Origin of the sequence: Cellulomonas endometrii (assembly GCF_949769265.1) — a bacterium.
GTDB classification, from domain to species: domain Bacteria; phylum Actinomycetota; class Actinomycetes; order Actinomycetales; family Cellulomonadaceae; genus Cellulomonas; species Cellulomonas endometrii.
Genome location: NZ_CATKPC010000020.1, coordinates 22,196 through 33,834 on the forward strand (window position 1 = coordinate 22,196; position 11,639 = coordinate 33,834).

Here is an 11,639-nt window from a genome sequence, read left to right on the forward strand (position 1 = left end):
CGGTACCCACCAGTACCGTCTGGTCCGCCGCGGGTGAGAAGCGGGTGAGATCCGAACTGCGACACCGACGGCCACACTTGCCGATCAACGGGGAGTAGGCCGCCGGAGACCCCCAGCAGCCGGTTTCTCGTCACTCGCACACGGAGGACACCCATGGCCACCCTGGAGCTCGCCCCCACGCCGTCCACCACCAGCATCCTCGGTGAGCCGCTCACGGTCCGTGAGCGGGTCGTACTCGCCGAGCTGGCGGAGGACGTCACGCTCGAGGACATCGCCCGCCGCCTGTTCGTCACCCGCAACACGGTGAAGTCCCAGGTCCGCTCGGTGTACCGCAAGATCGGCGTCTCCACGCGCGCCGAGGCGGTCGCCTGGGCGAAGGCCGCCGGCATCCGCTGACCCACGTCGGCCGGCCCCCGGGCCGACCGCCGCCGGACGCGTCCCGCCGCGCCGCCCCCACGGCGCAGGGACCGCCCCGCGGATCAGCGCCGCGCGCGCCCCGACTCCCGCAGCACGTGCTCCGCGAGGTCACGCGCCGCCGGGGACGGCCGGCGCCCGCGGGCCCAGACCACCCGCAGGGTGCGCCGCAGGTCGACCCCGTCGACCGGCACGCGGCGCAGGTCCCCGCGCGCGAGCTCGTCGGCCACGGTCAGCGCCGACAGCACGGCCGCCGCGGAGCCGCCCCGCACCACGTTCTTCACCGCCGACGTCGAGCCCAGCTGCGCCGGCGACCCGCCGAGCGGGTGTCCCGCCGCGACCAGCGCCCGCTCCAGCACCGCGCGCGTCCCCGACCCCGCCTCCCGCACGGCGAGCGGCGCCGCGCTGAGCTCGGCCGCGGTCACCGGCCGGCGCCGGCGGGCCCACGGGTGCCCGGGCGCGACCACCACCACCAGCTCGTCGTCGCCGACCGGGCGGGCGTGCAGCCCGTCGGGGACGTCCGGTCCCTCCACGAACCCCAGGTCGGCGCGACCGTGCAGCACGGCGTCCACCACGTCGCGGGAGTTGGCGACCTCCAGGTCCACCACGGGCGACCCGGCCGGGCGGGAGGCGAGCCAGCCGGGGACCAGGTACTCCGCGACGCTGAGGCTGGCCGCGACCTGCACCCGGCCCTGCTGGGCGGTCCGCAGCGCCGCGACCTCCCGCTCCAGGGCGTCCGACGCGGCCAGCACGTCGCGCGCGCGGCCCAGCAGCGCGGTCCCCGCGTCGGTCAGCCGCGTCCCGGACGCCGTGCGCACCACGAGCGCCAGGCCGGTCTGCCGCTCGAGCCGGCGCAGGCCCGTGCTCACCGACGGCTGGGCCATCCCGAGCGCGCGGGCGGCCGCGGACAGCGAGCCGTGCGCGTCCACGGCGTCGAGCAGCTCGAGCGCGCCGAGCGGGACGCGTCGGCCGGGTGCGTCCGGGGCCATAGCGTCAGGCTAGAGGGTGCGAGGGCATCGGGCGTTCCGGCGGGCGCCGGCGTCGCGGATCGTGGCAGGGTGCCGCAGCCCGTCCCCCCGTCCCCGCCGTCCCCCGCCGCTCCGCCCTCGCCGGGCGCGCGCTCCTGCCCGTGCTGCTGCCGGGCGTGCTCGTCGCGGTCGGCGTCTCCGCGGCGTGCCTCGCGCTCACCCGCGCCGTCCCCGTGCTCCCGGGGCTGCTGGTCGCGATCCTGCTCGGGGCGGTCGCGCGGTCCGCGGGGCTGCTGCCCGCGGCGCTCGAGCCCGGCCTCGCGTGGACCGGCCGGCGGGTGCTGCGGGCGGGCGTCGTGCTGCTGGGGCTGCAGCTGTCGGTCGGCGACCTGCTGGGGCTCGGCGTCGCCGAGGCCGCGGTCCTGCTGGTCACGGTGGCGGCGACCTTCGCGGCGACGCGGTGGCTCGGGCCGCGCCTCGGGGTCGGGCGCGCGCTGACGCTGCTGGTCGCGACCGGGTTCTCGATCTGCGGCGCCGCCGCGGTCGCCGCGATGAGCCCGGTCGCCGACGCCGACGAGGAGGAGGTCGCCACCGCGGTCGCGCTGGTCACCGTGTACGGCAGCCTCGCGATCGTCGGGGTGCCGCTCGCCGCCGCCGCGCTCGGGCTCTCCGACCGGACCGCCGGGCTGTGGGCGGGGATGTCGGTGCACGAGGTCGCGCAGGTGGTCGCGGCGGCGGGCACCGTGTCCGCCGCCGCGCTGTCGGTCGCCGTGGTCGCGAAGCTCGCGCGCGTGGTGCTGCTCGCGCCGCTGGTCGCGGGGGTCGGGGTCGCGCGGCGGGCGTCCGCCCCGCCGGACGCGGGTCGGCCGGGTGCCGGACGGCCGCCGCTCGTGCCGCTGTTCGTCGTCGGGTTCGTCGTGGCGGTGGCCGTGCGGTCGTCGGGCGTGCTGCCCGACGCGGTGCTGCCGGCGGTGAAGCCCGTGACCACCCTGCTGCTCGGCGCCGCGATGACCGCGCTGGGGACGCAGATCCACCTGGGCCGGCTGGTCCGCACGGGCGGCCGGCCGCTCGCGCTCGGTGCGGCGTCGACGCTCGTCGCGGCCACCGTCAGCCTGGCGGGCCTCGTCCTGGTCGCCTGACCCGCCCGCTGCCTCCCGGGTGGACGGTTCCGGCCGACACGCCCACGACGTGTCCGCTCGAACGTTCCACCCGGGGCGTCGCGACGGCGCAACGCGCAGGACATGTCGCGCTGGCAGACTTTCCGCATGGACCTCCCCGTGCTCGTCGTGGCCGCCGCGATCGTCGACGACCTCGACGCCCCCGCGGAGCTGCTGGCCGCGCGGCGGCGGTCGCCCGCCAGCCTCGCCGGGCGGTGGGAGTTCCCCGGCGGCAAGGTCGAGCCCGGCGAGGCGCCCGAGGACGCCCTGCACCGCGAGCTGCGCGAGGAGCTCGGGGTCCGCGTGGGCCTGGGCGACGAGCTGCCCGGGCCGGACGACGGGTGCTGGCGGCTGAGCGAGCGGTACACGATGCGGCTGTGGCTCGCGGAGGTCGTCGCCGGCACGCCCGAGCCGCTGGTCGAGCACGACGCGCTGCGCTGGCTGCCGCGCGGTCAGTGGCTCACGGTGCCGTGGCTGGACGCCGACGTGCGCATCGTCGACGCCCTCGGGCGACGGGTGGAGGGCGACGTCCGCAGCGCCTGACCAGCGCGTTCATCTCTGAGCGAACACCCGGGGACCGATCTGGCACTCACCACACGAGAGTGCTAAAACATGTCTCGTAGCCCTCCCGGGCCGACCAGGCCCGGGACAGCACCGCGGTCCCGGACCGTCCGGGGCCCGATCGCTCGGAGGAGGTGACGGGCTGTGGCTACGCGATTCGACCCGTTCCAGGAGATGGACCGGCTGATGAACCAGGTGCTCGGCTCGCAGCGGGCCGCGGCGACCATGCCGATGGACCTGTACCGCGCCGGCGACCACTACGTCCTGCACGTCGACCTGCCGGGAGCCGACCCGGGCTCGATCGACGTGAACGTGGACGACCGCACGCTCACCATCCGCGCCCAGCGCACGGCGCGGACCGAGGACGGCGTGCAGTGGCTCGCCAAGGAGCGCCCCGTCGGCACCTACGCGCGGCAGCTGACCGTGGGCCGCGGCCTGGCGCTCGACGCCATCTCCGCGTCGTACGCCGACGGCGTGCTGACGCTCACCATCCCCGTGGCCGAGGAGGCCAAGCCGCGCCGCATCGAGGTCACCACCGGTGGGACACCGGCGACCATCGAGCAGCGGGCCGACGCGTCGCAGCCGGAGCAGCACGCGAACGCCTGAGCCGGCGGCACGGCGCGCACGACGCCCCGGTCCCCCGCGCGGGGAGACCGGGGCGTCGTCGCGTCCGGGGCCGTCAGGCGGTCGGCACCGCCAGGCCCGCCCGCACCGTGCGCGTCGCCGCGAGGATGTGCTCCAGCGACGGCGTGACCTCGGCGTACCGCCGGGTCTTCAGCCCGCAGTCCGGGTTCACCCACAGCTGCGCCGGGTCGATCGCGCGGACGGCCTCCGAGAGCAGCTCGGTGACCTCCGCCTCGCTCGGCACGCGCGGCGAGTGGATGTCGTAGACGCCCGGGCCGATGCCGCGCGGGTAGCCCTCGGCGGCGATGTCGGCCAGGATCTCCATCTTCGAGCGGGCCGCCTCGATCGACGTCACGTCGGCGTCCAGGCCGTCGATCGCGCCGATCACCTCGCCGAACTCCGAGTAGCACAGGTGCGTGTGGATCTGGGTGTCCGGCCGCACGCCCGACGTCGCCAGGCGGAACGACCGCACCGACCAGTCCAGGTAGGCGGCGTGGTCCTCGGCACGCAGCGGCAGCAGCTCCCGCAGGGCGGGCTCGTCGACCTGGACGATCGCGGTGCCGGCGGCCTCGAGGTCGGCGATCTCGTCCCGCAGCGCCAGCGCCACCTGGTTCGCGGTGTCGGCGAGCGGCTGGTCGTCGCGGACGAACGACCACGCGAGGATCGTGACCGGCCCGGTGAGCATGCCCTTGACCGGCTTCGGGGTGAGCGACTGCGTGTAGGTCGTCCACGGCACGGTGATCGGTGCCGGGCGCGACACGTCGCCCCAGAGGATCGACGGGCGGGTGCAGCGCGAGCCGTAGGACTGCACCCAGCCGTGCTGCGTCACGTCGAACCCGTCGAGGTTCTCGGCGAAGTACTGCACCATGTCGTTGCGCTCGGGCTCGCCGTGCACGAGGACGTCCAGGCCGATCTCCTCCTGGAGCTCGACGACGCGGCGGATCTCCGCCTTCATCTCGTCCTCGTACTGCGCGGCGGTCAGCTCCCCGCGGCCGAACGCGGCGCGGGCCACCCGGATCTCCGGGGTCTGCGGGAACGACCCGATCGTCGTGGTGGGCAGGGCCGGCAGGCGCAGGCGGGCGGCCTGGGCGTCGCGGCGGGCGTCGAACGGCCCGCGGTGGAACGCGTCGGCGGGCAGCGCGGCGAGCCGGTCGCGGACCTCCGGGCGGACGACGCCGGGCGCCTCGGCGCGGCTCCGGCGGGCGTCGGCGGCGGCGAGCAGCTCCGCGTGCACGGCCTCGCGGCCCTCGGTCAGGCCCGTCGCCAGGGTGACGACCTCGCCGACCTTCTGGTCCGCGAACGCCAGCCACGACCGCAGGGTCGGGTCGAGCTGCTGCTCCTCCTCCACGTCGTGCGGGAGGTGGAACAGCGACGTCGAGGTCGCGACCGCGACCTGCGCGGCGCCCAGGCCCTCCAGACGCTCGAGCGTGCCGAGCGCGGCCGAGAGGTCGGCGCGCCAGACGTTGTGGCCGTCGACGACGCCGCCGACGAGCACCTTCGACCCCAGGCCCGGCACCGGCTCCGCCGGGACGTCGCCCCGCACGAGGTCGATCGCGAGGCCCTCGACGTCGGTGCCCGCGAGCACGGGCAGGGCGTCGCGGAGGTCGCCGTAGGGCGCGGCCACGAGGATCGCGGGGCGCTCGGCGGCGGGCAGCGCGGTGGCCAGCGCCCGGTACGCCTCGGCCGCCGCGGCGAGCAGCCGGTCGGCGGGCACGCCGGTCGACTCCGACACCAGCGCGGGCTCGTCGAGCTGCACCCACGTGGCGCCGGCGCGGGCGAGGTCCCGCAGCAGCTCCGCGTAGACCGGCAGCACGTCGGCGAGGCGGTCGATCGGCAGGAAGTCCTCCGGCGCGTCCTCGGTCGGCTTCGCCAGCGCCAGGAACGTCACCGGCCCGACGAGCACCGGGCGGGTGAGCACGCCGTCGGCCAGGCCCTCGGCGAGCTCGCGCACCGGGCGGTCGCTCGCGTAGCGGAACGTCGTCGTCGGGCCGATCTCCGGGACCAGGTAGTGGTAGTTCGAGTCGAACCACTTGGTCATCTCGAGCGGCAGGTCGTCCCCGCGGCCGCGGGCGACGGTGGAGTACCCCGCGAGGTCCAGCCCGCCGTCGGCCGTCGTCAGGTCGGCGAACCGCTCCGGCACCGCGCCCAGCACGGTCGCGGCGTCGAGCACGTGGTCGTAGAAGGAGAACGCGCTGGGGATCGCGGGCAGGCGGGTGTCCAGGCCCAGCCCGGCCAGGTGGGTGCGGGTGCGGCGGCGCAGGTCGGCGGCCGCCGCCTCGACCTCCTCGGCGCTCGCGCGGCCGGCCCAGAACGCCTCGAGGGCCTTCTTCAGCTCGCGGCGCGGCCCGATGCGGGGGTAGCCCAGGATCGTGCCGGCGGGGAAGGGGTGCGTGTGCTCGGTCATGTCTCGCCTCAGCTGGTGGGAACGGGGGTCGGGTCGTCGAGGGGGGCCGCGGTGACGCGGCTGTGCGCGCTGGGGGCGTCGCCACCGAGGCCGGCGCCCTCCAGCAGGTCCAGCGCGGGGCCGGGGGTGTTGAAGGTGTAGAGGTGGACGCCGGGCGCGCCGCCGTCGAGCACGGCGTTCGCCAGGTCGACGCCCAGGCGGGTGCCCGCGCGGTGCCGGCGGCCGACGTCGACGGGGTCCTCGGGGTCGAACGCGTCGAGCACGTCGAGGACCTGCGCCGGCACCTCCACGCCGGTGAGCTGCTGGACGCGGCGCAGGCGTGCGGGGTCGGTCATCGGGATGATCCCCGGGATGATCGGGATGACGACGCCCGCGTCCCGGGCCAGCGCCACGAGCTCGCAGTACGAGTCGACGTCGTAGAACACCTGGGTGATCGCGAAGTCCGCGCCGGCCTCCTGCTTGGCGAGCAGCGCCGCGATGTCCTGCTCCCGCGTGCTGCCCGAGCCGGCGTTGCCCCGCGGGAACGCGGCGACCGCCACCGACAGCGGCCGGCTCGCCGCGCGGACGGCCTGCGCGGGGCTGGTGGCGCACCGGCGCCGCTCGATCTCCCGGAGCAGCGCCACCAGGGCGCTCGCCGTCGGCAGGCCCTCGGGGTGCGGCCGCCAGGACTCGTCGGCGGGCGGGTCGCCGCGCAGCGCCAGGAACGAGCGGACGCCCTCGTCCAGGAACTCCTCGACCGTGCGGGTCAGGTCCTCCCGCGAGGTGCCCACGCAGGTCAGGTGCGCGATCGGGCTGAGCGACGTCTCGCGCAGCAGCCGCCGCACGAGCGCCCGGGTGGTCTGCCGGGTGCTGCCGGACGCGCCGTAGGTGACGGACACGAAGTCCGGGCGCGCGGCGGCGAGCTGCTGCACCGTGGACCACAGCCGCGGTGCGGCGTCCGGGTTCCGCGGCGGGAACAGCTCGAACGACACGGTGGGGCGGTCGACGGCACCGAGGCCGTCGGCCACCGCGTCGTCGGCCGTGGGGTGCGCGGGTGCGCCAGTACTGCTCATCGTCAGCTCCATCGAACCTGGCGGAAGCACCCACACCCTCACGAGGAGGGGGGTTGCTGCGACGTCGACGAGCCAGGTCTCTCGGCCGCTCTGGATGGTGTGGCCACCGTAGAGCCCGCCCCGGAGGGTGTCCAGTGCCCCTGATGCGTCATCTACTCGTGACGGGGACCACACGCGGAGGGCTGCGCGTGCGGGTCGCTGGGCGGCGTGCCAGGGTCGGCCGATGACCGACCTGCGCGCCGTCCCGCTGCCCGCCACCCGCCTCCGGGTCCCCGACCTGGTGGCCGCTGCCCGGGCGGCCGGCACCGTGACCGGTCGCGCCGAGGTGCTCGGGGACGCGCGCGCGGAGCTGGGGGAGCGGCCCCTCTGGGACGCGTCGGCGGACGCGCTGGTCTGGGTCGACATCGACGGCCGCACCGTGCACCGGTGGGCCGGCGGCGACCCCCTGCGGGACAGCCTGTCGAACGTCCCGTCGCAGGTGGGGGTCGCCTGGCCCACCGCGTCCGGGGGGCTGCTGCTCGCGACCGCGGACGGGCTCGGCGTCCACGACGGCACCACGCTCGGACCGGTCACCCGGCCCGGCGACATGCCGGCCGGGTACCGGTTCAACGACGGCGGGTGCGACCCGGCCGGGCGGTTCTGGGTGGCGAGCATGCCGCGGGACGGGTCACCCGGTGACGGCACGGTCTACCGGGTGTCGTCCGGCGGGTCCGCCGACGGGTCCGCCGCTGCGGACGGGCTCGACGTCCGGGCGGTGCACACGGGCGTCGGCATCGGGAACGGGCTGGCGTGGAGCCCCGACGGCGGCACGTGCTACCTGACGGACACCGCGGCCGGGGTGGTGTTCCGGATGCCGTACGACGTCGCGTCCGGCACGTGCGGGGAGCCGGAGGTGCTCCTCGCGTTCGACCCGGACGGGCCGACCCCGGACGGCACCGCGGTGGACGCCGAGGGGTGCCTGTGGCTCGCGGTGTACGGCGCCGGGTGCGTGCTGCGGGTCTCGCCGGACGGGACCCCGGTGGGCGTGGTCGAGGCGCCGACGCCGGACGTGACGTGCCCGGGGTTCGGGGCGCCGGGTGCCGGGCGGCTGTTCGTGACGACCGCCGCGGCCGACGGCGACCCGCTGGGCGGGGCGGTGCTCGGGTGCGCCGTCGCGGTCGACGGGCTGCCGGTGCCGCGGTTCGCCGACCGGTGAGCCGGCGCTCCCCGGCGCGTTGCCCGCGGTCCCACCTCAGTCCTCCCCGGGAGCAGGCTCACCGACGACGGTGAGGCGCCCACCCAGCGCGGACGCGAGGCGCACCAGCGTGTCCCTGGTCGGGTTGCCGAGCCCGCGTTCGATGCGGCTGATGTCCGCCTGCTGAACCGACGCCCGCTGCGCGAGCTGTGCCTGACTGAGGTGGTTCTCCCGGCGGAGTGCCGCGATGTCCTGGCCCAGCCGTTCGTCCGCTGCCAGCCGGGCACGGAGATCGGCCCCCGTCCGGTTCGCGACGGCCTGGACGTCGGGGGTCCACCCCGCTCGGACGTCCTCTGCGATCTGGCGGTACGGCGTCGTGGCCATGGCGCACCTCCCGTGCTGTCCTGGCTGATCTTATGTGCTGACGCACATGGGACGTCAAGTGCTCGCCCGCCAGGCGGCGAGGTGGCGCCTGGCCGCCGCGATCTCCCGGCGCTGCCGTCGTTCCGACGGGTCACGTCCCTTGTCGTACGCGTGGAGCAGCAGGACGACGCGATCGCCGTGGAAGGTCGCGAAGATCCGCAGGAGCACCGTGCGGCGAGCACCGCGGAACGGTTCGGAGGGCGACCTCTGGCCGCGGGAGAGGACGGCGGCGAGGGACTGCCGGACACGCAGCTCGTACAGGCCGCCGCCGAGAGCGCGGCACCACTCGGTTCCCACCAGGTCGAGGCCGTGCGGCTCGACGACATGAGTCAGCACCGCGTCGACCACGGCCTGCGTGTACGGGTCGGCCCGGCGGAACCACCGCTCGAACCCGGACGTTCCCGTGGCGTCGTCCCCCCAGACCTCGACCTGCCAGCGCCGTGGCGGTGGAGGATCGGCCGCCATCTGTGGTCAGCCCGCGGCGCGGGCCAGGACGACCGGGCAGTCCGCGAGGTGGTCGTCGACGATCCCGCACGCCTGCATCGCCGCGTACGCGGTGGTCGGGCCGACGAACCGGAACCCCCGCCGCTTCAGCTCCTTGGCGAGCGCGACGGAGGACGGCGTGGTGGCCGGCACCTCCGCGAAGCTGCGGGGGCGGGGCGCGTCGGCGCGGTCCACGGCGTAGGACCAGAACAGCTCGTCGAGGGTCCCGCCCGCGTCGTGCAGGTCGAGGAGCGCCCGCGCGTTCGCCACGGCGGCGACGATCTTCGCGCGGTTCCGGATGATCCCCGCGTCCGCCATGAGGCGCTCCACGTCGTGCTCGTCGTAGGTGGCGACGACCGCGGCGTCGAAGCCGGCGAAGGCCTCGCGGAACGCCTCGCGCTTGCGGAGCACGGTGATCCAGGCGAGGCCCGACTGGAACGCCTCGAGCGTCATGCGCTCGTACAGCTCGCGCTCCCCGTGGACGGGCCGGCCCCACTCCTCGTCGTGGTACCGCTCGTACAGCGGGTCGCCGTCGCCGAAGCAGCGGCGACCCGGGAGGGTCGGCCCGGCCGTGGCGGCGGTGACCGGGTGCACGGCGCCCGGTAGGAGCGGGCCGTCGTCGGGGGTGTCTGCGCTCGTCATGGCCGTCACTCTGCCCCACGGCGCCCACACCCCGCGGCCGTCCTCCACAGCCCGCGCCGCACCCGGAGCCTGTGGTCGGCTGGGCGCCCGGCGATCGGCCGACCGTCCGGGATGTGAACAAGATCCGTCTACGCACTGAGACGGCGTAGGGTCCATCCCGCGCTGGAGCACCACGAGCGTCACCTGAGCCGACCTGCGAGCCGACCACCACCGGGACGTCCACGGTGGTCCGCGCGCCGTCGACCGTCGCCGAACCGGAGCCCTCCCGCCATGTCAGCACCAGCAGTGCCCACCACCACGCCGGCCGCCCCGCGGCCGCTGAACTCGCCGTCCCGCGTCATCGCAGCGAGCCTCGTGGGCACCACCATCGAGTTCTACGACTTCTACGTCTACGCAACCGCCGCGGTCCTCGTGTTCCCGAAGCTGTTCTTCCCCACGGGGAACGACACGACGGCCCTGCTCGCGTCCTTCGCGGTGTTCGGCGCCGCGATGGTCGCCCGCCCGGTCGGCGCGATCTTCTTCGGCCACCTCGGGGACCGGCGGGGCCGCAAGACCACACTCGTGCTGTCCCTGCTCACCATGGGCGTCGCGACGTTCCTCATCGGCGTGCTGCCGACGTTCGGCCACATCGGCGTGGCGGCGACGGTCGCCCTGCTGGTGCTCCGGCTCGCGCAGGGCTTCGCGCTCGGTGGTGAGTGGTCCGGTGCGGCGCTGGTCGCCACGGAGAACGCCCCCGCCGGGAAGCGCGCCTGGTACGGCACCTTCCCGCAGCTCGGCGCTCCGCTCGGCTTCATCATCGCCAACGGCCTGTTCCTCGTCATCAACGGCGTGCTCGGCGAGGGGTCCGACGCGTTCATGTCGTGGGGCTGGCGCGTGCCGTTCCTGTTCTCCGCCGTCATGGTGATCATCGGCCTGTGGGTGCGGCTCCGGCTCGTGGAGTCCGAGGCGTTCACCGCCGCGGAGAAGAAGGGCCAGATCACCAAGATCCCGCTGGGCACGACGCTGAAGTTCCACTGGCGTGCCACGCTGCTCGGCACGTTCATCATGCTGGCGACGTACGTGCTGTTCTACCTGATGACGAACTTCACGCTCACCTACGGCACCCGCGCCGTGGCGCCGGAGGACGGCGAGCCGGGCGGCCTCGGCATCCCGTACGTGCACTTCGTGCTCATGCAGATCATCGGCGTGGTGTTCTTCGGGATCTTCACGCTGCTCGCCGGCCCGCTGGCCGACCGGGTCGGCCGCCGCAAGCTCCTGCTCTGGGTGACGTCCCTGATCATCGTGTTCGGGCTCAGCTTCAGCCTGTTCCTGACCGTGCGGGAGGACGTCGCGTTCACCGGCGCGATGACGCAGGCGTTCCTGGTGTTCGGCTTCACGCTCATGGGCGCGACGTTCGGCCCGATGGGCGCGCTGCTGCCGGAGCTGTTCCCGACGAACGTCCGGTACACCGGCTCCGCGATCGCCTACAACGTCTCGTCGATCCTGGGTGCCGCGCTGGCGCCGATCGTCGCGCTGGCGCTGTGGTCGGCGGCCGACGGGAGCACCTGGCTGGTCGGCGTGTACCTGTCGGGCGCCGCCGTCCTCACCCTCGTCGCGCTGATCCTCACGCGCGAGACGAAGGACCAGGACTACGGCCGCCTCTCCCACGAGGCCTGAGCAGCCCCACCCCAGCCGAGGTCGTCACTCCCGGCCGAGGTCGTCACGTCTGACGGACGACCTCGCGCCTGGGTGACGACC

General features: G+C 75.3%; 12 protein-coding genes and 1 riboswitch. Of the genes, 6 read left to right on the forward strand and 6 right to left on the reverse strand.

Features of this window, described 5'->3' with window-relative positions; all coding sequences use genetic code 11:
- The first annotated feature begins 153 nt into the window (after positions 1–153).
- The gene (locus QNH85_RS17025; protein WP_213284419.1) at positions 154–396 is read left to right on the forward strand and encodes a helix-turn-helix domain-containing protein; all 243 of its coding nucleotides are present in this window, start codon (positions 154–156) and stop codon (positions 394–396) included.
- A gap of 83 nt (positions 397–479) precedes the next feature.
- Here QNH85_RS17025 and QNH85_RS17030 read toward each other — a convergent pair whose 3' ends face one another.
- Positions 480–1,403: a LysR family transcriptional regulator gene (locus QNH85_RS17030; RefSeq protein WP_282948308.1), complete on the reverse strand. Its 924-nt coding sequence runs from the start codon at positions 1,401–1,403 to the stop codon at positions 480–482.
- 140 nt (positions 1,404–1,543) lie between these two features.
- On the opposite strand from QNH85_RS17030, the gene QNH85_RS17035 reads away from it, so the two are divergent.
- From QNH85_RS17035 to QNH85_RS17045, 3 genes are all read left to right on the forward strand, one after another.
- The gene (locus QNH85_RS17035; RefSeq protein WP_282948310.1) at positions 1,544–2,521 is read left to right on the forward strand and encodes a YeiH family protein; all 978 of its coding nucleotides are present in this window, start codon (positions 1,544–1,546) and stop codon (positions 2,519–2,521) included.
- A 126-nt stretch (positions 2,522–2,647) separates the two neighbouring features.
- The gene (locus QNH85_RS17040; protein WP_282948312.1) at positions 2,648–3,082 is read left to right on the forward strand and encodes a (deoxy)nucleoside triphosphate pyrophosphohydrolase; all 435 of its coding nucleotides are present in this window, start codon (positions 2,648–2,650) and stop codon (positions 3,080–3,082) included.
- A gap of 162 nt (positions 3,083–3,244) precedes the next feature.
- Positions 3,245–3,706, forward strand: coding sequence for an Hsp20/alpha crystallin family protein (locus QNH85_RS17045; protein ID WP_213282179.1), 462 nt, complete (start codon positions 3,245–3,247; stop codon positions 3,704–3,706).
- 73 nt (positions 3,707–3,779) lie between these two features.
- Here the strand turns inward: QNH85_RS17045 and metE are convergent, their stop codons facing one another.
- A complete protein-coding gene (gene metE, locus QNH85_RS17050) occupies positions 3,780–6,128 on the reverse strand; it encodes a 5-methyltetrahydropteroyltriglutamate--homocysteine S-methyltransferase (RefSeq protein WP_282948314.1) in 2,349 nt (782 codons plus the stop codon).
- Positions 6,129–6,136: 8 nt separating this feature from the next.
- Positions 6,137–7,180: a methylenetetrahydrofolate reductase gene (locus QNH85_RS17055; protein ID WP_282948316.1), complete on the reverse strand. Its 1,044-nt coding sequence runs from the start codon at positions 7,178–7,180 to the stop codon at positions 6,137–6,139.
- A gap of 5 nt (positions 7,181–7,185) precedes the next feature.
- A riboswitch (SAM riboswitch) is annotated at positions 7,186–7,281 on the reverse strand.
- Positions 7,282–7,403: 122 nt separating this feature from the next.
- On the opposite strand from QNH85_RS17055, the gene QNH85_RS17060 reads away from it, so the two are divergent.
- Positions 7,404–8,375, forward strand: a complete 972-nt coding sequence (locus QNH85_RS17060) for an SMP-30/gluconolactonase/LRE family protein (RefSeq protein ID WP_282948318.1) — start codon at positions 7,404–7,406, stop codon at positions 8,373–8,375.
- Positions 8,376–8,411: 36 nt separating this feature from the next.
- On the opposite strand, the gene QNH85_RS17065 is transcribed toward QNH85_RS17060, so the two are convergent.
- From QNH85_RS17065 to QNH85_RS17075, 3 genes are all read right to left on the reverse strand, one after another.
- Positions 8,412–8,738, reverse strand: a complete 327-nt coding sequence (locus QNH85_RS17065; protein WP_282948319.1) for a helix-turn-helix domain-containing protein — start codon at positions 8,736–8,738, stop codon at positions 8,412–8,414.
- A 54-nt stretch (positions 8,739–8,792) separates the two neighbouring features.
- Positions 8,793–9,125, reverse strand: coding sequence for a hypothetical protein (locus QNH85_RS17070; RefSeq protein WP_282948320.1), 333 nt, complete (start codon positions 9,123–9,125; stop codon positions 8,793–8,795).
- A gap of 123 nt (positions 9,126–9,248) precedes the next feature.
- A complete protein-coding gene (locus QNH85_RS17075; RefSeq protein WP_282948321.1) occupies positions 9,249–9,902 on the reverse strand; it encodes a DNA-3-methyladenine glycosylase I in 654 nt (217 codons plus the stop codon).
- Between the two features lie 270 nt (positions 9,903–10,172).
- Here QNH85_RS17075 and QNH85_RS17080 point away from each other — a divergent pair, with 270 nt between their 5' ends.
- Positions 10,173–11,558: an MFS transporter gene (locus tag QNH85_RS17080; protein WP_282948322.1), complete on the forward strand. Its 1,386-nt coding sequence runs from the start codon at positions 10,173–10,175 to the stop codon at positions 11,556–11,558.
- The last annotated feature ends 81 nt before the right edge of the window (positions 11,559–11,639 follow it).

Excerpts from the sequence above, each read along its gene's own strand:
- QNH85_RS17025 (WP_213284419.1), top strand. The coding sequence starts at position 154 with ATGGCCACCCTGGAGCTCGCCCCCACGCCGTCCACCACCAGCATCCTC.
- QNH85_RS17030 (WP_282948308.1), bottom strand. The coding sequence starts at position 1,403 with ATGGCCCCGGACGCACCCGGCCGACGCGTCCCGCTCGGCGCGCTCGAG.
- QNH85_RS17040 (WP_282948312.1), top strand. The coding sequence starts at position 2,648 with ATGGACCTCCCCGTGCTCGTCGTGGCCGCCGCGATCGTCGACGACCTC.
- metE (WP_282948314.1), bottom strand. The coding sequence starts at position 6,128 with ATGACCGAGCACACGCACCCCTTCCCCGCCGGCACGATCCTGGGCTAC.
- QNH85_RS17055 (WP_282948316.1), bottom strand. The coding sequence starts at position 7,180 with ATGAGCAGTACTGGCGCACCCGCGCACCCCACGGCCGACGACGCGGTG.
- QNH85_RS17060 (WP_282948318.1), top strand. The coding sequence starts at position 7,404 with ATGACCGACCTGCGCGCCGTCCCGCTGCCCGCCACCCGCCTCCGGGTC.
- QNH85_RS17065 (WP_282948319.1), bottom strand. The coding sequence starts at position 8,738 with ATGGCCACGACGCCGTACCGCCAGATCGCAGAGGACGTCCGAGCGGGG.
- QNH85_RS17075 (WP_282948321.1), bottom strand. The coding sequence starts at position 9,902 with ATGACGAGCGCAGACACCCCCGACGACGGCCCGCTCCTACCGGGCGCC.
- QNH85_RS17080 (WP_282948322.1), top strand. The coding sequence starts at position 10,173 with ATGTCAGCACCAGCAGTGCCCACCACCACGCCGGCCGCCCCGCGGCCG.